The 19,937-nt window shown below is 37.8% G+C and carries 24 protein-coding genes; 8 read left to right on the plus strand and 16 right to left on the minus strand.

Features of this window, described 5'->3' with window-relative positions:
• Positions 1-402: 402 nt before the first annotated feature.
• The gene (locus AC3WJG_RS22560; RefSeq protein ID WP_013055174.1) at positions 403-1,269 is read right to left on the minus strand and encodes a nucleotidyltransferase-like protein; all 867 of its coding nucleotides are present in this window, start codon (positions 1,267-1,269) and stop codon (positions 403-405) included.
• A gap of 222 nt (positions 1,270-1,491) precedes the next feature.
• Between AC3WJG_RS22560 and AC3WJG_RS22565 the strand changes: the two genes are divergently transcribed.
• Entirely contained in the window at positions 1,492-1,851 is a 360-nt protein-coding gene (locus tag AC3WJG_RS22565; RefSeq protein WP_014461817.1) for a YgzB family protein, read from the plus strand.
• Between the two features lie 22 nt (positions 1,852-1,873).
• On the opposite strand, the gene perR is transcribed toward AC3WJG_RS22565, so the two are convergent.
• The 6 genes from perR to AC3WJG_RS22595 all read right to left on the minus strand — a co-directional run bounded on the left by perR (position 1,874) and on the right by AC3WJG_RS22595 (position 6,181).
• Positions 1,874-2,308, minus strand: coding sequence for a peroxide-responsive transcriptional repressor PerR (gene perR / locus AC3WJG_RS22570; RefSeq protein WP_013055172.1), 435 nt, complete (start codon positions 2,306-2,308; stop codon positions 1,874-1,876).
• A gap of 255 nt (positions 2,309-2,563) precedes the next feature.
• Positions 2,564-3,034 (minus strand): thioredoxin-dependent thiol peroxidase, encoded by a 471-nt coding sequence (gene bcp, locus AC3WJG_RS22575; RefSeq protein WP_060746136.1) that lies wholly within the window; start codon positions 3,032-3,034, stop codon positions 2,564-2,566.
• 69 nt (positions 3,035-3,103) lie between these two features.
• On the minus strand, positions 3,104-3,496 hold the full coding sequence (locus AC3WJG_RS22580) for an ion channel (protein WP_028410112.1): 393 nt from the start codon (positions 3,494-3,496) through the stop codon (positions 3,104-3,106).
• A 92-nt stretch (positions 3,497-3,588) separates the two neighbouring features.
• On the minus strand, positions 3,589-4,374 hold the full coding sequence (locus AC3WJG_RS22585; protein WP_028410113.1) for an ABC transporter permease: 786 nt from the start codon (positions 4,372-4,374) through the stop codon (positions 3,589-3,591).
• A gap of 9 nt (positions 4,375-4,383) precedes the next feature.
• Positions 4,384-5,175: an ABC transporter permease gene (locus AC3WJG_RS22590; protein ID WP_028410114.1), complete on the minus strand. Its 792-nt coding sequence runs from the start codon at positions 5,173-5,175 to the stop codon at positions 4,384-4,386.
• Complete coding sequence (locus AC3WJG_RS22595) at positions 5,168-6,181, minus strand: ABC transporter ATP-binding protein (RefSeq protein WP_028410115.1); 1,014 nt, start codon at positions 6,179-6,181, stop codon at positions 5,168-5,170. Before AC3WJG_RS22595 ends, AC3WJG_RS22590 begins: the two co-directional genes overlap by 8 nt.
• 202 nt (positions 6,182-6,383) lie before the next feature.
• Between AC3WJG_RS22595 and AC3WJG_RS22600 the strand changes: the two genes are divergently transcribed.
• Positions 6,384-7,682: a glutamate-1-semialdehyde 2,1-aminomutase gene (locus AC3WJG_RS22600; RefSeq protein WP_337134571.1), complete on the plus strand. Its 1,299-nt coding sequence runs from the start codon at positions 6,384-6,386 to the stop codon at positions 7,680-7,682.
• A gap of 549 nt (positions 7,683-8,231) precedes the next feature.
• Positions 8,232-9,320, plus strand: a complete 1,089-nt coding sequence (locus AC3WJG_RS22605) for an FUSC family protein (RefSeq protein WP_013081550.1) — start codon at positions 8,232-8,234, stop codon at positions 9,318-9,320.
• A 35-nt stretch (positions 9,321-9,355) separates the two neighbouring features.
• Here the strand turns inward: AC3WJG_RS22605 and AC3WJG_RS22610 are convergent, their stop codons facing one another.
• The 5 genes from AC3WJG_RS22610 to fabL form a co-directional block, all read right to left on the minus strand.
• Positions 9,356-11,107, minus strand: coding sequence for an ABC transporter ATP-binding protein (locus AC3WJG_RS22610; protein WP_016762869.1), 1,752 nt, complete (start codon positions 11,105-11,107; stop codon positions 9,356-9,358).
• Between the two features lie 169 nt (positions 11,108-11,276).
• Positions 11,277-11,813 (minus strand): nucleoside tri-diphosphate phosphatase, encoded by a 537-nt coding sequence (ntdP, locus tag AC3WJG_RS22615; protein ID WP_028410117.1) that lies wholly within the window; start codon positions 11,811-11,813, stop codon positions 11,277-11,279.
• A 195-nt stretch (positions 11,814-12,008) separates the two neighbouring features.
• Positions 12,009-12,269: a YgaB family protein gene (locus AC3WJG_RS22620; RefSeq protein WP_013081548.1), complete on the minus strand. Its 261-nt coding sequence runs from the start codon at positions 12,267-12,269 to the stop codon at positions 12,009-12,011.
• A 189-nt stretch (positions 12,270-12,458) separates the two neighbouring features.
• Positions 12,459-12,647 carry a gamma-type small acid-soluble spore protein gene (locus AC3WJG_RS22625; protein WP_217599361.1) on the minus strand — a complete coding sequence of 63 codons (189 nt, stop codon included), beginning with the start codon at positions 12,645-12,647 and terminating at the stop codon, positions 12,459-12,461.
• Positions 12,648-12,744: 97 nt separating this feature from the next.
• Positions 12,745-13,494 (minus strand): enoyl-[acyl-carrier-protein] reductase FabL, encoded by a 750-nt coding sequence (gene fabL / locus AC3WJG_RS22630; RefSeq protein WP_013055160.1) that lies wholly within the window; start codon positions 13,492-13,494, stop codon positions 12,745-12,747.
• A 116-nt stretch (positions 13,495-13,610) separates the two neighbouring features.
• Here fabL and yfhS point away from each other — a divergent pair, with 116 nt between their 5' ends.
• Positions 13,611-13,835 (plus strand): mother cell protein YfhS, encoded by a 225-nt coding sequence (yfhS, locus tag AC3WJG_RS22635; RefSeq protein ID WP_014461827.1) that lies wholly within the window; start codon positions 13,611-13,613, stop codon positions 13,833-13,835.
• A 34-nt stretch (positions 13,836-13,869) separates the two neighbouring features.
• Here the strand turns inward: yfhS and mutY are convergent, their stop codons facing one another.
• On the minus strand, positions 13,870-14,964 hold the full coding sequence (gene mutY, locus AC3WJG_RS22640; RefSeq protein ID WP_028410119.1) for an A/G-specific adenine glycosylase: 1,095 nt from the start codon (positions 14,962-14,964) through the stop codon (positions 13,870-13,872).
• A 240-nt stretch (positions 14,965-15,204) separates the two neighbouring features.
• On the opposite strand from mutY, the gene AC3WJG_RS22645 reads away from it, so the two are divergent.
• Positions 15,205-16,185 (plus strand): metal-dependent hydrolase, encoded by a 981-nt coding sequence (locus tag AC3WJG_RS22645; RefSeq protein WP_028410120.1) that lies wholly within the window; start codon positions 15,205-15,207, stop codon positions 16,183-16,185.
• Between the two features lie 63 nt (positions 16,186-16,248).
• Here the strand turns inward: AC3WJG_RS22645 and AC3WJG_RS22650 are convergent, their stop codons facing one another.
• On the minus strand, positions 16,249-16,518 hold the full coding sequence (locus AC3WJG_RS22650) for a YfhJ family protein (RefSeq protein WP_013055156.1): 270 nt from the start codon (positions 16,516-16,518) through the stop codon (positions 16,249-16,251).
• Between the two features lie 135 nt (positions 16,519-16,653).
• On the opposite strand from AC3WJG_RS22650, the gene AC3WJG_RS22655 reads away from it, so the two are divergent.
• Entirely contained in the window at positions 16,654-16,809 is a 156-nt protein-coding gene (locus tag AC3WJG_RS22655) for a small, acid-soluble spore protein K (RefSeq protein ID WP_016762865.1), read from the plus strand.
• A gap of 78 nt (positions 16,810-16,887) precedes the next feature.
• Here the strand turns inward: AC3WJG_RS22655 and AC3WJG_RS22660 are convergent, their stop codons facing one another.
• Positions 16,888-17,202: a YfhH family protein gene (locus AC3WJG_RS22660; protein ID WP_028410121.1), complete on the minus strand. Its 315-nt coding sequence runs from the start codon at positions 17,200-17,202 to the stop codon at positions 16,888-16,890.
• Positions 17,203-17,284: 82 nt separating this feature from the next.
• On the opposite strand from AC3WJG_RS22660, the gene AC3WJG_RS22665 reads away from it, so the two are divergent.
• Positions 17,285-17,938, plus strand: a complete 654-nt coding sequence (locus AC3WJG_RS22665; RefSeq protein ID WP_028410122.1) for an SDR family NAD(P)-dependent oxidoreductase — start codon at positions 17,285-17,287, stop codon at positions 17,936-17,938.
• Positions 17,939-18,093: 155 nt separating this feature from the next.
• Here AC3WJG_RS22665 and recX read toward each other — a convergent pair whose 3' ends face one another.
• Positions 18,094-18,903 (minus strand): recombination regulator RecX, encoded by an 810-nt coding sequence (gene recX / locus AC3WJG_RS22670; RefSeq protein ID WP_028410123.1) that lies wholly within the window; start codon positions 18,901-18,903, stop codon positions 18,094-18,096.
• 97 nt (positions 18,904-19,000) lie between these two features.
• On the opposite strand from recX, the gene AC3WJG_RS22675 reads away from it, so the two are divergent.
• Positions 19,001-19,903, plus strand: a complete 903-nt coding sequence (locus AC3WJG_RS22675) for a TIGR01777 family oxidoreductase (protein WP_050688500.1) — start codon at positions 19,001-19,003, stop codon at positions 19,901-19,903.
• Positions 19,904-19,937: the final 34 nt, after the last annotated feature.

Genomic DNA, 19,937 nt, shown 5'->3' on the forward strand with positions numbered 1-19,937 from the left:
CATGTATTAGGCACGCCGCCAGCGTTCATCCTGAGCCAGGATCAAACTCTCCGAAGAAATGTTTGACTTGCTCAATTTAAAAAATAAAAATTAACGTTGACGTTTGTCGCTTTGTTCAGTTTTCAAAGTTCAACCGCCGCTCTTAAGCGACTTTTTAATCTTACCAGTTTATCTCTTTCTTGTCAACAACTTTTTTTAAGAAGTTTTTTCAAGTTCTTGATAAATTTAGTATCGCTCATTGGCGACGTATATAAATTTACCACGGATATTTTAAAGCGTCAATAGATTTTTTAAAATAAATCGTGTTTTTTTAGAAAAACCTTTTATCCAGGCTATAAAGTCATATGTCAGGGTATCTAAACGTCATAACCGCACCGTATCAGATACCCTTTATCCTCTCTATCATTTCGCCACATAGTGTCTATGGTACAAACTCTTTCCTTTGGTTTCTACTTTTTTTACCATAATGATATCTTTTTCAATTAAAAACTCAAGAAGTATTCCTAAATCAATAGCATAAGGGCGTATTTCGGGATGATGAACCAGTTCATTAAACGTCCATTCCTGCTTTTCACTTTTCATAATATGAACAAGATGCTTGGCACCCAATTCAGTTTTTTTATTTACTAGAAATTCACTCGCTAAGAAAAGCAGCTCTAAACGCTTGCTAACCTCTTCTTGGCTAATAATTAGCTCTTCGTAAAGACGATGAATTTCAGGTTCTATTTTTTTCACTTGGTTCCATACTGTCACTTCTGGGTGAAATCCATTTTCTAACACAGACAGTCGTGCTAAATGATGAAGAGCATGAATGACATGATTAAATGCATCTAAATAATGATTAGACGCATAAAAGTCTTTTCCTTCTTTAAATCGCCGAATCAATTTAGCAAACTCGACACCTATTCTCTTTGTCCGATCTTCTCTAGGAAAATCAATTAAGCGTTTCTTTAAGTTTTCCATATATTCGTTTCGATCAAATAGCACTTTACCATTTAAGATCCAATCAATAATACGGCGGTTCGTCCCATTCATAATCCATTCACTCATTTGCTGTTCAGAAGCCATATAAAGTGCCGCACGCTCATTTTCATATTCGTATTGTTTAATAAAAAGAGAAGTTTCTGTAGTTTTGGTCACAATAAATAAGATAGCATCCAAATTATCCGTCACTGGAGATTCTGATTTCTTTTTTTCAATCAGTAAAATACCTAGTGTGTCTTTATTGCTAGCTCTTTCTTGATATATTGGCCGTAAAACATCTTCCATTTTGAGCTCTCCTAACTGTAATAAACAAATATTTTTCAAAATTTTAAAGGCTATGGACTAAGATTTCTTTTTTTATTATATACGATGTATAACGGATATCCCACTCAGAATTATGGAAATCATTCAGAAAGCTCAAAAACCAACGATAATTTTCCGAAGATTCAATTTTTATCATCATTCACTGTCTCACTCTATGATATATTGGTAACAGGGGGGATACTGATGGGGATAAAGTATTCAAATAAAATTAACAAGATTCGCACGTTTGCACTCAGTCTGATCTTTGTTGGTTTCATTGTTATGTATGGGGGAATTTTCTTTCGGTCTTCAGTCTGGCTAATGACTATTTTTATGCTTTTGGGGTTGCTGTGCATCGTAGCCAGTACCGGCGTTTATTTCTGGATTGGCATGCTTTCTACAAAAGCGGTTCAAGTAACCTGCCCTACATGTCAAAAGCAAACAAAAATGCTAGGGCGCGTAGATATGTGTATGTATTGCAACGAGCCGCTTACGCTTGACCGGTCTCTTGAAGGAAAACAATTCGATGAAAAGTATAATAGAAAAAAACAAAAAGAAAGCTGATAGTATCACTACTATCAGCTTATTAATGCGCTTTTTTAGCCGTACAATCAGGACACGTTCCGTAAATTTCCATTCGGTGGTGACTAATATCAAAGTCAGTAATATGAGCAGCCAGCTTTTCTACTTCGTCTAAACCAGGATAATGAAAATCCACAATTTTTCCGCAGCTTTCGCAAATCACATGATAATGCTCTGTTGTAACATAATCAAACCGGCTTGATGCATCACCGTATGTTAGTTCCTTTACAATACCTACTTCGCGAAATACTCTTAAATTATTGTAAACGGTTGCTACACTCATATTTGGAAACTTACCTTCCAGCGCTTTATAAATATCATCTGCTGTTGGATGTGTCATAGAATTGATTAAATACTCTAAAATAGCATGACGTTGTGGTGTAATACGAACGCCAGTACCTTTTAACGTTTCAAGGGCTTCTTGTAAATGATTTGACACGTCATGCACCCCTCTTCTGTAAGTATTATTACTTTATAATTCTTATAATTAGTCTACATGTTTTACCCACGTTTTGTCAACTTGATGCCTATTCCTATTTTATGTAATAAGTAGAAGTTTTTCATATATTTTATGTAAAAAAAAGAAGTGTGGAAATCAATCCACACTTTTAAATATATTAACATCTGAGGAGGTATGCCCTACACTGATATTGTATGTTCAAAGACTAAAACTGCTCTGGTTATCTGCCTGTTTTTATGCCATTTTTTCTTTAATAAATGATAAAGCTTCTTCCACATGCCCTTTCACTCGAACCTTGCGATACTCTTTTACGAGCATTCCTTCTTTATCAATGATAAAAGTGGAGCGTTCAATGCCCATATATTCTTTTCCAAAGTTTTTTTTCAGTGTCCATACTCCGTACTCTTCAGCTACGCTGTGATCTTCATCAGCTAAAAGTAAGAATGGAAGGCCGTGCTTATCAATAAACTTATAGTGTTTGTCGATTGGATCCGGGCTCACTCCTAGAATCACCGCATCTAGCTCTTCAAAATTTTCATGCTGATCTCTGAAATCACAGGCTTCTGTTGTACAGCCTGGCGTCATATCTTTCGGATAAAAATACAGCACAACATTTTTGCCTTTCATCGACGCTAGTGATACTTGCTCTCCATTTGTAGACATCAATACAAAATCAGGTGCTTTTTCTCCAACTACAGCTGTCATATTTATCTTCTCCTTTACGCTTTTCATTTTCTTTGAATAGCGTACCCAATATTAGATAAGATGACAAGTTTAAGTGCGGGTAACAGTTCGCATCACGAAGATTGCAGGCATAATATAGCCGATAAACGCTTCAAAAGTTGCAAATAATTTCCCAATTCCAACCGGATACATATCTCCGTATCCTACTGAAAATAACGTTGCTGCGCTGAAATACATGCTGTTAAACAGCGTATAAAAATAATGACCTTCATGTTCAAACCCTCCGCTTAACACTGGAATACTCCCCATCTCACACACTGTATAAATAAGGCTAAATCCCAATAAAACTGTAATATATGAATAAAACAAGACAAAGAAGTGACCAATTGAGAAAAAATGAAATTCTCCAAGTTCTTTTTCAAAGAGAAACTTCATACTACCAATTACAAAAACAACGATAACGAGGATTAGAAAAATAACCATCATTCTACTCCTTTAATTTATACTCTACTACCACTATACGCGCGTTCTTGTCCATTCATTACTACTCCCAAGCCACGAAAAAGAGCAGGCATTTAATTGCCTGCTCCTCTGTATTTTTTGACACCTGTATTCCATAAGAAGATAGAGATTGTAAAAAAGATGATTCCCATTACTGGAGTTAAAAATGCATATCCGTACCATTCAGCTCTTCCTAGGAAATAAGCAGCTGGATATACGCCTACAAATGCAAAAGGAAGAATCCACGTTAAAACATAGCGGATGACATTATTGTAAATATCTACAGGATACCTTCCGTAGTTTCCAATATTATAAATAGTGGGCATAATAGAAGTTCTTGCATCCGACCAGAAGCCTATGCTTGCTAAGGCGATGAAAATTCCTGCGTATACAAGCGCTCCTCCCAAAATAAATAATAGAAAAATAAAAACATCATACCACTGGAAATGAAGATGTAAAGAAGACGCAGCGTAAGCCATTACGGCAATCCCTGTGACACCACCAAACAATGATTCTAGCTCCATTCGCTCCAAAATAACTTGAAACAAACTATGAATCGGCCGCGTTAAAATTCGGTCCATTTCTCCCTTAACAATGTAGCGCTCATTGAAATCCCAAATGTTAAAGAAAGACGAAAAAATAGCAAAAGGAACTAAAAAGAAACCATAAATAAAGATAATTTCCTCTCGTGACCATCCGTGCAGCGACTGAGTATGACCAAATACAACTAAAATAAAAATTAAGTTAACCGCTTGAAATAATAAGTCCGATATGATTTCAACTACCATGTCGGTACGATACTGAAGCCTTGTTTTCATATATTGACCAATGTACTGAAAGAAAATCGAAAAATAAAACATTTTCATAGACTACCCTCCTTGAATAACCATTTTTTTCTTCGCTATGTTCCACAAACATGCAATAGGGATAAATAGAAGTCCTGACCAAACTGCTTGTGTGATAAGAGCATTTATTACTTCCTGCCCTTTAAATCCATTTGTGAAAATCATGCTCGGAATATAACTAATGGCTTGAAAAGGGAAATAGCTCATAATATGTTGCGCCCAGAAAGGATAGAAACTGATGGGCAGAAGAAGTCCTGAAAACAAATCAATAACAACGCGCTTCGCTCGAATGAGTCCATCATTGTTAAAGAGAAAGAAAGTCGTAATACCCGTTAATAAATTAATTTGTGTATTGATAATGAAACTAAAAATTAAAGACAGTCCAAAATAAAGCCATGTTGCTGCATTTGCTGAGAACTGTACTGGAAATAAAAACGCGACAATAATCATGCCGGGCACTGAGAAAAACAGCACTCGAAAAATCCCTTCTCCCAGTCCTTGCATCGTTTTCATACCAAGGTAGCTGTATGGTTTAATTAACTCTACAGCCACTTTGCCATCTTTAATTTCCGTTGCCATTTCACGGTCAATGTTATTAAAGTAAAAGGCTCTGGCCATCCATGAAACGGCTACATACGTTGTCATTTGAGTAATGGATAAACCTTGAATATTCTCTTTTCCTCCATAAATAGCGGACCATAAAAAATAGTAAGCACCAATATTAATTGCATAAATCAATATTCCGCTGTAATAATTCGTCCGATACGCCAGCATCATTAAAAAGCGAATGCGTATCATCTCTATATATTTATCCATTCACAACACCTTCTTCATAAATGTTGCGGATAATTTCTTCCGTTGAAATTTCTTCAATGTTAATATCGCTGATTTCATGCTTTGCCACCACTTTAGCAATCAGCTGCGACATTAAGTCTCCTTTATTTTGAAGCTGCGCTGTCCACAAATATTTTTGATCACCTTCAATCCAGTTAACAGGCATTCCTTGCGTCAATAGCTTCAACTGCTCTTTATTTGGCGCAGTCCCAAATTCAAACGTAATCTGCTTAAGGTCGCCCCAGTTCGAACGCAGCTTTTGCAGCGATCCATCATAAATAATACTGCCTTCATCCAGCATTACAACGCGTTCACATAAAGCTTCAATATCTGCTAAATCATGTGTTGTAAGCAAAATCGTCGTGTTGTATTTTTCATTAATTTCTTTTAAAAATTGGCGGATTTTTAATTTAACTAGTACATCTAAACCAATCGTCGGTTCATCTAAAAATAGAAGCGGCGGATTATGAATGAGAGCAGCAGCCAGCTCACAGCGCATTCTTTGACCTAAAGAAAGCTTTCGCACCGGCTTATCTAGCAGCGGCCCGATATCTAACGTTTGAATAACGTGCTCCATATGAGCGTTATAATCTTCATCTGACACTTTGTATACTTTTTTTAACAGGCGAAAAGATTCTTGTACGGCAATATCCCACCACAGCTGAGAGCGTTGACCAAAAACTACCCCAATCGTTTGGGCAAACTTTTCTCTTTCTTTATGAGGGTTCATTCCATTTACGGTAATGTCGCCTGCAGTTGGAGTTAAGATCCCTGTTAGCATTTTGATTGTGGTTGATTTCCCCGCTCCGTTTTCTCCTATATACCCTACCATTTCCCCTTGTTTTACGGTAAACGAAATATCGTTCACAGCTTTCATGACTCTATAATTACGGGTAAATAAATCCCGGAATGCCCCTTTAAGGCCAGAGCGGCTAGAATAGGCTTTAAATTCTTTCCGAAGTTGATTCACCTCAATAGCATTTTTCATTGTATTCCCTCCGTTACGTCGACGTATTAGTGGTTTCTTTTATTGCTTCCGGCGCCCTTGCTAGCAACTCCTCCAAGAGACGAAGAACTATTTTCTAGCAGTTAGCTCACAAATTTCTATCATACACGTTCTCGAATGTTTTTCAAGAAACAAATAAGTTTGATAGAATAAAGAAGTTGAACTTTTCATTAGGAGGCATACTATGCAATTCACAAAATCAGAACAATTACACGCTGAAGCGCTCGAACATATTGTAGGCGGCGTTAACAGCCCTTCACGTTCATATAAAGCCGTAGGAGGCGGAGCGCCTGTTGCAATGGAGAAGGCAAGCGGAGCTTATTTCTGGGACGTTGATGGAAATAAATATATTGACTATTTAGCAGCTTATGGTCCTATTATTACAGGACACGCTCATCCTCATATCACGAAAGCTATTACAAAAGCAGCTGAAACAGGTGTTCTTTACGGTACTCCAACTGCTCATGAAGTCACATTTGCTAAAATGCTCAAAGAAGCGATGCCCGCATTAGATAAAGTGCGCTTCGTCAACTCTGGGACAGAAGCCGTTATGACAACGATCCGTGTAGCGCGCGCTTATACTGGACGCGATAAAATTATTAAATTTGCAGGTTGCTACCACGGCCATTCTGACCTTGTGTTAGTAGCAGCTGGATCTGGTCCTTCTACACTCGGCACTCCTGACTCTGCTGGTGTACCAAAAAGTATCGCTAACGAAGTCATCACAGTTCCTTTTAACGACATCGAGCCTTACAAGGAAGCATTAGAAAAATGGGGCGATCAAATTGCGGCTGTTTTAGTAGAACCAATCGTTGGAAACTTCGGAATTGTTGAGCCGGAACCTGGCTTTTTAGAACAAATTAATGAATTAACTCACGAAGCTGGAGCACTTGTTATTTACGACGAAGTTATTACAGCGTTTCGCTTTATGTACGGTGGAGCTCAAGATTTACTTGGTGTAAAACCTGATCTCACTGCATTTGGAAAAATCATCGGCGGCGGCCTTCCAATCGGGGCTTACGGCGGTAAAAAAGAAATCATGGAAAAAGTAGCGCCGCTTGGACCAGCTTATCAAGCAGGTACAATGGCAGGAAACCCAGCTTCTATTCTTTCTGGGATTGCTTGCCTAGAAGTACTAAAGCAAGAAGGTGTTTATGAACAGTTGGATAAGCTAGGGGCGATGCTCGAAGAAGGTATTTTAAAACATGCTCGTACATATAACATGCCTATCACTATCAATCGATTGAAAGGCGCTCTTACTGTCTACTTTACAACAGAAACGGTCAAAAACTATGAACAAGCAGAAAATACAGACGGCGAATTATTTGCACGCTTCTTTAAACTAATGCTCCACCAAGGTGTCAACTTAGCTCCTTCGAAATATGAAGCATGGTTCCTTACTACAGCTCATACAGAACAAGATATTACCGACACATTAGAAGCAGTCGAAAAAGCATTTAAACAATTAAGTGAAGAACGCTAATTCTTATTCTAAAAAGGCTGCGATAAAAGGATTTTAGACGAAGTGAAAAACGAACCATTGATCAAGATGTTTGATTAGTGGTTCGTTTTTTTTGTTAGGGTAAACGTAGGTTTCATGTGTATAGGTCTTTCTAGCAGCTGATTGGAGGACAAGTCGAAGACTCCTGCGGAAATCAACTGCTGTGTCACAAGCCATTCAGCTCATGTATCCCATTTGTTGGTCTTTGGATTGGATTTATTTCGTTATGTCTCGACCTCTTTTTCGTTTTACCTTTGGGTTTCCTTATAGAACATTCCCACCTTTCATAACCATTTCTTACGCGTCATCTCCTTTTTGTCAGCCTGTCGAAAAATCCCGAGAAATACCCTTATTTTTCTGCTTGTTTTCTCTTGATATCCATTCTTAAACCTTGTATAGTATGTTATTGTTTATATTATTTCCAACAGGTTATGTAATAAAGAAGGATTGATTTTTGCAATTTATCATTTGTTTTGGGGAACATTCTTCATAACGAAAAAACTTTTCTACAGAAAGGAACTACGAACGCACATGAAACTTGGTGCCCGCATCTTAAAAACGGGAATTGCCATTACACTTTCATTGTTATTAGGTGAATTTCTAAGTTTACCATCTCCAATATTTGCGGCAATTGCGGCAGTTTTTGCAATTCAACCGTCTATTTACAGATCTTATTTAACAATATTGGAGCAAATACAGGCGAATGTGATTGGAGCTGCTTCTGCAGTTTGTTTTGGACTTATTTTTGGTACCCATCCCATCATTATTGGTTTTACCGCTGTTGTTGTCATTGCAGTCAACTTAAAATTACGTATTAATAATACAATTGGGCTTGCGCTTGTGACAGTAATTGCGATCATGGAAAATCCAGGAGATAATTTCGTTGAATATGCACTTATACGCTTTGGTACAGTGTTACTTGGGGTATTCTCAGCATTTATTGTCAATCTTATTTTTATTCCGCCAAAGTATGAAACAAGATTGTATTATAAAATTGTAAGCACAACGGAAGAAATTATTAAATGGATTCGTATGAATCTTTATCACGCATCTGAGCACACATTGTTAAAAGAAGACATTGAAAAAATGAAAGACAATGTGGCTAAAATGAATCAAATCTTTGATTTTTACAAAGAAGAACGCACTTATTCAACCAAAAAACGTTTTGTTAAGTCACGCAAGCTCGTTTTATTTCGTCAAATGATTACCGTAACAACACGAGCTCTTACAACCTTGAAACTACTTCACCGAGTAGAAAATGATCTTCAAGTCATGCCGCAGCAATTTCAAGATTTAATCAAATCTGAAGTTGAGTGCCTGTTAATGTATCATGAGCAAGTATTATTAAAATTCATTGGGAAATTACGCGTACAGCCAACCACTACTGTACCAAACGAAGCCTGCGTTGGAAAACGAGCTTTAATCGATAAATTTATGCAGTACAAAATATACGATAATGATGAAGAGAATAAGGTTATTTATCATATCTTCCCTTTAATTTCTGTCATCATTGAGTATAGTGAAGAGTTAGAGCATCTTGATAAGCTGATTGATACGTTCCAAAACTATCACAAAGATGCTAACTCATTTGATATTAATCATCAGCGACAAGAAGATTAAAAACACCACCTATTGTTAGACAATAGGTGGTGTTTTTAAATTGTATCAAGCTGCTGAACGTTAAAGAGCTGATAGTAATGACCTTTTTTCTTAATTAACTCCTCATGAGAACCTCGTTCGACTACTCTTCCATTTTCTAAAAGTACAATTTCATCAACATGAGTAATTGTAGATAAACGATGGGCTACAATGAAAGTCGTACGGTCTTTTGCTAGTTCAGCTAATGCTTCTTGAATATAGTGCTCACTTTCCAAATCTAGAGCTGAAGTGGCTTCATCAAAAATAAGAATAGCTGGATTTTTTAAAAATACGCGCGAAATGGAAATACGCTGCTTCTGTCCCCCTGATAGCTTCATTCCCCGCTCTCCCACTTTTGTATCATATCCTTCGGGCAAATTCATAATAAAATCGTGGGCATTTGCGGCTTTTGCCGCAGCAATTACTTCTTCATCTGTCGCTCCTGGCTTTCCAAGCAGTATATTGTTTTTAACCGTGTCACTAAACAACACCGTATCCTGCAGGACGATTCCAATCTTATCTCGCAGGCTACGTACTTTATAGGTTTTGATATCAATGTCATCAATGAGAATTTTACCCTCTGTCACATCATAAAAGCGCGGAATTAAGCTGATAAGCGTGGATTTCCCTCCTCCGCTCATTCCAACAAACGCAACAGATTTTCCTTTTTCTACATCTAAATTAATATCATGAATCACAGGTTTTTCTTCTTCTTCATAAGCAAATGAAACGTGCTCAAACTGCACCTTTCCATGAAGCTCAGTGCATTCTTTTGCATCTTTCTTGTCTGTAATATCGTATTCTTCATCAATGAACTCAAACACCCGGTCCATAGATGCAACAGACTGCGTGAGCGTAGTCGATGAATTGACCAAGCGGCGAAGCGGATTATACAAGCGGTCAATATAGGCCACAAATGCTACCATCGTTCCTACGCTAAGACTTTCTGTGATGACTTGATATCCAGCAAATGTAATCACGATTAAAGGTGCCAAATCGGTAATGGTATTCACTACTGCAAATGTTTTTGCATTCCAATTCGTATGATTGATTGCTTTTTGTAGAAAATTTGAATTTTGCTTATCAAATTGCTTCTGCTCATGAGGCTCAATAGCAAAGCTGCGAATAACAGAGATCCCTTGAACCCTTTCATGTAAATGCCCCTGCACTTCCGCTAAAGCCTGCGAACGGACTCGTGTTAAATGGCGAAGACGACTGTAAAAATATTTTACAGAGAACGCATAAACCGGCAGCAAAATAATCGACACCAGTGTTAAAGGTACATTCATCGTAAACATAATCACAATGGCTATTACAATCGTCATCATATCAAGCCATACGTTCATTAAACCTGTGATAACAAAGTTTTTTGTTTGCTCTACATCATTAATGACTCGTGAAATCACTTCACCCGCTCGCGTATTTGCATAATAACGCAAGCTAAGCTTTTGAATATGGCTAAACAGCTGATCCCGTATATCATATAGTACTTTGCTCGATACCCACTGAGCATAATACTGCCTGTAATATTCAATGGGAGGTCTTAACACTAAAAATACAACAAACGAAATCCCCATAATCGTCACCATTTTATGAACTTTTTCAGAGGAGGACATGCCATGTCCATTTACGATATCGTCCAAAACATATTTCAAAAGCAGCGGAATTAATAAAGGAATAGCAAATTTAATAATACCAATTAATACAGTGCCGACAATTTGCCATTTGTATGGCTGTACAAACTTCATGTAGCGTCTTATACTTCCCATAAAATCTCCCCTTTCTATCTATGAGGGCAAGCTTTCTTAGTATATGTACACCCGTCGATTTTTTAGTGCTTTTATCTCTTCTAAAAGATGGTGAGCATAACGCCAAAAAGAACATTATATCAAACAGTCAGCTTTAGACGGCCTAACATAATGTTCTCTAGATCATTCATCAAGAATGCCGATATGTTAAAAAACGCTCATACCAAATGTCAATGAAATCTGGAGCAAACGGGCCTTTTCGCTGTCGAATCCAACCTTTTAACTCCTCGACGTGATTATGTAAAATACGGTCAATCACTTCTGGATAATTCATTTCTTTTCGATGCTTCTCATATTCATCTTCATCAAGAAGGGTGTATGTCATATCTGGATAGACTTTGATATCTAAATCATAATCAATATATTTGAGCGCTTCATTGTCATCATAAATGAACGGCGAACTGATATTGCAGTAATAATAAATTCCATCTTCACGGATCATCCCAATGACGTTAAACCACTGCTGAGCATGAAAATAACAAATTGCAGGCTCTCTTGTGACCCATGTTCGTCCATCTGATTCTGTAACGATCGTACGATCATTTCCTCCAATCACTAAGTTATTGGTTGCTTTTAATACGGTTGTCCGATCCCACACGCGATGAATATGTCCATTATGCTTGTAGCTGTGTATTTGAATTGTTTCTCCTTCCACCGGAATTCCCATCTCCAATACCTACTTTCATTTTAGCACTTAAAAAAATTCATATAACGTCTCCATTTGTCTTATGTTTATTATAACGGTTTCTCTCTCATTTTAACACAAATGTGCTAACCTTCTTGAGTTCAAAAAAGCCACTCCCCCTACTTTTCCTTTGCTTGGCAGCCTTAAAAAAGAGAGGAAGTGACACATCAATGTTCATTAAGCAAGTGTAGAGCAAGCCCCTTCACTTTTATATGTACGAATAATGTCTTCGGTTTGTGCTTCAAACGTCAATTGAATCTCTTTTAATTTTAGCTTCATTTCACTAATTTCATCTTGCACAGAATGAAGTTTTGCTTCTTCATGAAGTTTTATTAGTTCACCTTCGATTTCCTGACAGCGCTCAATCTCAGACTGCAAAAACAGAAGTTGATCCATGGTCTCCAATTGTTGAGTCACTAGCTGATCAAATTTTTTCATACGATAGCTCCTCCCTATTTGCCTTAACCATACACGCGGCACTTCTGTTAACATTCTGTTTAGGTGAGACAGATTCCTTTGACGAGTTGTGTAAAGTTTCAAGAAGTTTTGTCATACTTTGTTGCTTTTTATATAAGAAAAAGCGAACTTAACATCGCCGTATGAAAGACGTTAAGTTCGCTTTTGGTATTAACCTTGGTATTTACCAGAGTTTTGGTTTTTCTTTGCTTGAGCTTGTGCGTTTTGTTGTCTCACTTCTTGAGCACTTGTTTCGCTAGCAAATTCAGTACCGAAGTTGTTTTTAGATGCTTGAGCATTTTGTTGTTTCACGTGTTGTGTGCTTGTACCAGATGCTGTTTTGTTTGTTTGTTTTGCCATTGTAATCACCTCCACGAAAATTAATATGCCCGGGAGGTAAATAGGGTATGCAAACTTTTTTCAGTATTTTAAGGCGCGAGCACAAAACACATTTACCTTACATTAAAAGTGAACGCCCTCCGTCAATAATAAGCGTTTGACCGCAAATCATATTTGCTTGATCGGACACTAAGAACATAACTGCATCTACCATGTCTTTTGGCTCCACCATACGACCAGCTGGAGTATGCTTGCGTGCATCATCTAGAAGCTCATCGCGATTTGGGAAATGTTTTAATGCCTCTGTATCCACAGCCCCTCCAGAGACAGCATTTACCACAATATTCTTTGGAGCAAGCTCCACTGCTAAATAGCGGGTCAACGCTTCTACAGCAGCTTTTGACACGCCTACTGTTGTATAATTTTCTAAGTAGCGAATAGACCCAAGCGAACTGATGGTAACAATCTTTCCTCCGCCTACTTTTTCCATACGTTTAGCCGCTTCTTGTGCACAGAATAAATATCCTTTGCTGTTAATATCCATTGTCCAGTTCCAGTGAGTTTCTTCCAATTCCATAATAGGACGTAGAACTCCTGACGCTGCATTACTTACAAATACGTCTAAGCGACCGAATACTTCATCAATTTGCTCAAACATTTCTTTAATTTTTTCTACTTTTCCTACGTTTGCTTTAACAACTAATGCTTCTCTGCCTAGCGCTTTGATTTCTTCTGCTACTTCCTGCGCTGCACTTTTGCTTCGTGCATAGTTTAATACAATATCGTATCCTTCTTTAGCCAGACGTAAGGCAATTTCTTTACCAATACCTCTGCTGCTTCCCGTAACTAGTGCTACCTTTTGTGACATGATGTCATCTCCCTTATGTATCATATTATCTTTACATTGTACTGATTTTATCGCATAAGAAACAAGTAATATAGAGAAAATAGATAAAACTTGATGAAATGAATGAGGTGAATAGAATGTATGTAGGTAGAGACATGACGGCTCTTTCAATGATTTCTAAAAGCGAGTGGAAAGACAGCGAGCTTGCGTTTTTCCATCACTCTTTACAGCAAATGACGCCGTATTTAAATGCTGAAGGACAAAGTATTCATCAGCAAATTATTAAAGAAATTGAAGCACGGGGCGGGCTACAGCGCCACGAAGCAGATTATACACACGGCACGCATGTATCATATGATTAAATAAAAAGAAGCGCGGAGTTTATCCACGCTTCTTTTATTTAACAAGTACATATTCTTTTAAGATTTTTTGATGGGAAACAGGAAATGCATATTGTTCTAAATCTTTTTCAGAAACTACTTTCAAATTTTTTAATGCACTGATATCACTTGCAAGCTCTGCTTCATATACTGTGATGTTCCAGACGATATGAGAAAACACGTGCTGAATTGTGGTAAACGGCGCATGAATTTTAATATCGGCTCCGTACTCATTTTGAATAAATGCCTGAAGCTGCTGATGATCTGGCGCTATACTAAGATCTACTTCTATATTTGGAAATTCCCATAGGTTAGCTAAAAGTCCTTTGCTTGGACGTTTATGAATCAGATAATTTCCTTCCTCGTCTCTAATCACCGCTGCAGCAAGCTGAAGAGCACGCGGCGCTTTTTTCTTTGATTTGACAGGAAGCTCATTCTGCACTCCTTCTTCAAACGCGCGGCAGTGTTCGCGAACTGGACATAACAAACAGGAAGGAGAAGTTGGTGTACAGACAATGGCACCAAGTTCCATCATGCCCTGATTGAAATAGGAAGGATTATCTTTTGAAATAATTTCATGCACGATATCTTCAAACAGCTTTCTTGTTTTCGGTTTTGCAATATCATCCCAAACGGATAAAATGCGCGATAGCACACGCATGACATTTCCATCTACAGCAGGCTGCGGCACTCCGTATGCAATACTTAAAATGGCTCCTGTTGTATAAGGGCCTACTCCTTTTAGTTTGGAGATTTCTGCTGGCGTATTTGGAACTTCTCCCCCGTATTGTTCGTGAACTTCTCGAACGGCGGTTTGTAAATTACGGGCACGGGAATAATAGCCTAACCCTTCCCATGCTTTTAACACATCATCTTCATTCGCATAAGCTAAATCTTTGATAGTGGGAAATTTACTAATAAAATTATTAAAATACGGAATGACCGTATCTACTCTCGTTTGTTGAAGCATAATTTCAGATACCCACACTTTATAAGGGTCCTGATCTTGACGCCAAGGTAAAATGCGCTGTTCCTGTTCAAACCAAGAGATTAAGTCATCTTGAAATGCTCGAATATCGAAATTTTGTACAATATCTTTACTTTGTTTCACGTCATAGCCTCCGAGGTATTAACTATACATATACAATGTGTTGCTTTTTGAATCTTAGTAACTTTATGATAACCTTATAACAACTACAAATATGAATAGTAAAATGAATTGTTCAAATAATGAATAAAAACAGCTAATTTGCTGCGTTAGTAATAAAGCGAAATTTTTCGCCCTAAATTAAGGCTTCCATGCTGAATTAGGATACTCTAAGATTGTCATTTTACAAAGGAGGAGTTCGCTCTGGATACTGGTACACACATTGCAATGGGAATCGCTTTAGGCGGCCTTGCAACATTAGACCCCACTGTATCTGCGAATACAGCCACAATGGATGCTGTAATGATTGGCGTAATGGCCGGGTCATTAGCACCTGATTTAGACACTGTTTTAAAGTTGCGAAACAATGCACAGTATATCCGCAATCACCGTGGAATTACACATTCTATCCCGGCTGTTATTTTATGGCCTTTGCTTATCGTGCTCATTCTTTCGCTTCTGCTGCCAGGAGCTAACTTGCTGCATCTCTGGATGTGGACCTTTGCAGGCGTCATTATTCACGTTTTTGTTGATATCTTTAACGCTTATGGTACGCAAGCTTTACGGCCTTTCACAAATAAATGGATTGCGCTTGGCGTAATCAACACGTTTGATTACGTGATTTTCTCAGCTCACGTACTCGCGATTTTAATCTGGTTTATTGGAGCAGAGCCAGGACCAACATTTATTACGCTGTATGTGTTATTGGCGTTTTACTATGGATTGCGCTTTTATATGCGCCACCAAATTGCCAAGAAGCTTCGAAAACAGTTTCCTGATGTTATCAAGCTCAATATCTCTCCTACAATGCGTTTCACTCACTGGCACTTAGCTGTGACGACCGAAAAGTATTTTCATGTAGGAAGAGCAATCGGAGAAGAAATTTTTATTTATGATACGTTTGATAAAGTTCCAATTCCCGAATCAGCCGTAATTGAAGTAGCGAAAAAAGATGAAAATTTATCTGCTTTTCTTTCATTTTCACCTATTTATAGATGGGAACTGGATGAATATAACGACCACATTGAAGTGCGCTTTATTGATTTACGCTACCGCAGCAAGGATTACTATCCATTTGTAGCCGTGGTCCAGCTTGATTATGATTTAAATATCATTTGTTCGTACACAGGTTGGATTTTCAGTGAGAAAAAATTGCGTAAAAAGCTTGATTATCTCCCGCACTAATCATAACAAGAACAAATATGCAACCCAAAAACGAACCGTCTGCTCAAGACGGTTCGTTTTTATTTAATGTTTTAAATAGTCATCGTTATTCAACAAATGCTGATATTTAGGGTTTTTGACCGCGATTTCATGAAGCTTATCACCGTAGCTGTTAATATACATCGTAACAACCTTTTCCGTCGCTTCTTTCCCTTTATAATCATATCCGGCTTTTGCGTAAGATGACTCAAAATCTTCCCAGAAAAGCTCGACCCACGTGCGTGCTTGAGCATATGAGAGCGAACTGTTTTTATTTAAGAGCTGATTCGTTAATCTTTCAAATATATCGTTCATAAGGACACCTCGATTACCAAAATTCTTTATGAGTATGTTTGCACTTTTAACTTACACTATAAATGCGGAGTTATTCACTCCCTCATGTACTATATCATAACCGCAACGCTTTCTGTTGTAAAAGGAGAGGTATCGATGCGCAATAAAGCAAAAGATTTTACAAACCAACATCATACTAAGCTTGAAGGCGAACCTCGAGCAAAAGCTGAGTACGCTTCAAAACGTGCAAATGGAACGATTAACACGCATCCTCAAGAACGTATGCATGCTTCTAATGAGCGTGAAGAATAACCGCTTGCTTTACGTTTAAAAATAGAGTGAATATAGAAATCAAGCAAGCAGCACACTTCGTGCTGCTTGTTCATCCCGTTATTTTTTCAACATGGAAATAGGCAATGCCTCTTCGTTATGCGGTGAGCCAAGCCTAAATCCCCACGCAAAAACTCCGTTCATATAATCAATTTTAAAATATGAACCCGGATCTCCTTGAATTTCATATACTTCCCCTGCTTTAAACGTTTCGGGATCCAATAAATACGACCTAGCCATTGTTACTTTTCTTTCTAATACTGCATACTCATTGACCATGCCAAGCTGTTCAGCTTTTCGTGCTTTTTCTTGAAGAGACCCAATTTCTTGTTGAAGTTCATACGTCGTCATATCGCTGTAACGTTTTTCAGACATGCTGTTTTCCCCCTTGTTTGCTTTCATTTTATTATAACAAAAGGTATAACTAAAGGGAGACTATGAAAAGGGAGTTTTGGGAATGAAAACAGTGCTAATCACGGGCGGTTCGACGGGTCTTGGAAAAGAACTCGCTAAACTTTACGCAAAAGACTACAACGTCATTCTAGCTGGACGCAATCAACATAAATTAAAAGAGGCGCAGCATGAGCTAAGCGACAACGTATATACGATGTCTGTAGATATTACAAAGTATGAAGAAGTAGGAAAATCTGTAGAAAAACTGCTGATGCAGCATTCAGTAGATATCCTTATCAACAATGCAGGCATTGGACATTTTGGTCCTTTGACGGATTATACAAAACAAGCCATCGATGAAGTCATCGATACAAATGTAAAAGGAACTATTTTTTTAACACAAGCGCTTATGCCTCATCTCTTAACGAGACCTGAACCTAAAGTGATGAATATCATTTCAACTGCAGGACTTCGCGGGAAAGCTAATGAAAGCGTCTATGTGGCAAGTAAGTTTGGCGTAAGGGGATTTACAGAAAGTTTAAAAGTGGAGTATCAAGATACTAACCTTCATGTGATTGCAGCTTACATGGGCGGCATGAATACCCCTTTTTGGGATCACAACAACCACATTAAAGATAAAAGCCGATTGCGCTCGGCTTCAGAAATTGCTGAGATTATTTATAAACAGCAGAATGACTCAGAAGATATTTTGTTTTAAAAAAGAGTGAAACATAACTGCATTAATCTAAAGATAAACACATGAAGTTTACGTTTGCCATCTCAATGAAAAAATCCGAACGAGTTGGATTCTCCATCAAGAATCTCGATTCATCGTTCGGATTTCCCTTCAACTAACATACTTTTGTCCTGCCTTTATTCCTCTTCAATAGAATCTAGAAATGATTGAATTTGGTCAATAGAGAATCCTTTTCTATAAAGAGCTTGCTTCATTTTTTGCTGATATTCCCAGCCTTCATACTTTGAAAAACGACGATGAGCTTTCATTCCTTGGTATTGCAGAGCTTCCCATGCCTCATCGCTTTCTTTTTCTGTATTCGTGCGCTGAAATGCTTCTTGAATAATAGAAAATGAATAGCCCTTCACTGCCAATGCTTGTTCCATTTTTTGTTTCATCATTACCTGAGATAATTTTTTATACTTTCCTTTTAACTTTTCAATTAATTTCACAGCAGTTTGAATTTGCTGTTCTTCGGGGTATTCACATAAACTAAGGGTAATAATGGAATCAGAAATTCCCTTTTCTTTTAATTCTCTTTGAATCACATTTGGTCCTTTTGATGTCGTGTTCATCTGAGTTAACACAAATGCTTTGGCAAACTCTTCATCATTTAAATAACGGTGGCTGACTAATTTCTGAATAACTTGTTGAATAATAGTAGAGTTAATTTCTTTTTTCTTTAAATAATCATGTACCTCTTTTTCAGAGCGCATTCGATAAGATAAGTAAGTGATCGCTAAATTATAAGCTTTCTTCTCATCATCTGCGTATTGAATTTCCGTTAATTCAAATTCATCAAGCTCACGACCTTTTTTCAAGTCATATTTGATGAGGACATTTTCGTCAACACCAAAGCCAAACTCTTCACCTTTACCGTAATCTAAATACACATTATAACGTTCACCGCTATTCTTTTGCGTTGTGATCTTTGTGACAACAGGCATACACCTTCACCTCATATTTCTTATTAAATTGATGGCTGAAGAACCGCCAAACGTATCATACACATTTTTATTTATCTCAACAAAGGAGGAAGTTCGTATGAAAATTGTTATTGCTGGAGGAACTGGATTCGTAGGTAAAGCTTTAACAAAACATTTTTTAACACAAAAACATTATGTATATATTTTAACACGCAATGCAGATAAAGCTGCAAGAGATCCGAAACTTAAATATGTAGAATGGATGCAAGAAAACAGCCAACCTGAAGAGCATGTAGAAGGAGCAGACGTTTTTATCAATTTAGCTGGCGTTTCACTTAACAGCGGCCGCTGGACGGACGAGCGCAAAAAAGCCATTGTGGAAAGTCGCCTTTCTTCTACTCAAGAAATCCTTCGTATTATGGCTGCCTTACCCGAAAAACCTTCCCTTTATGTAAATGCAAGCGCAGTTGGTTATTACGGGACATCGACTACAGAAACGTTCACAGAAGCTTCTCCATCCATCGGCACGGACTTTTTAGCTGAAACGGTAAAAAAATGGGAAAATGAAGCGCTAAAAGCGATGGAACTCAATATTCGTACTGTTTTAACAAGGTTCGGCGTTATATTAGGCAAAGATGGCGGGGCACTCCCTTCTACTGCCCTTCCTTATAAATTATTTGCAGGAGGGACAGTTGGTTCGGGAGAGCAGTGGATGTCTTGGGTGCATCTTCAAGACGTCGTCAAAATTATTGATTATTGCATTCATACCGAACAAATAGAAGGACCTGTTAATGTAACTGCTCCAAACCCCGTTCAAATGAAAGAGTTTGGAAAGACGATTGGAAAAGTGTTGAATCGTCCTCACTGGATGCCCGTACCTAGCTTTGGCCTTCAGCTGCTGATGGGAGAAATGAGTATGATTATTTTGAAAGGACAGCGCGTTTTACCTGAAAAATTGATTCAACAGAATTACATTTTTACATATACTGTATTAGAAGATGCATTGCGAGATTTACTCTAGTTATTTTCTGATATTTACCTAAAACAGGTGACTA

The sequence above is a fragment of the Priestia sp. FW507-14D1A genome, assembly GCF_058781295.1.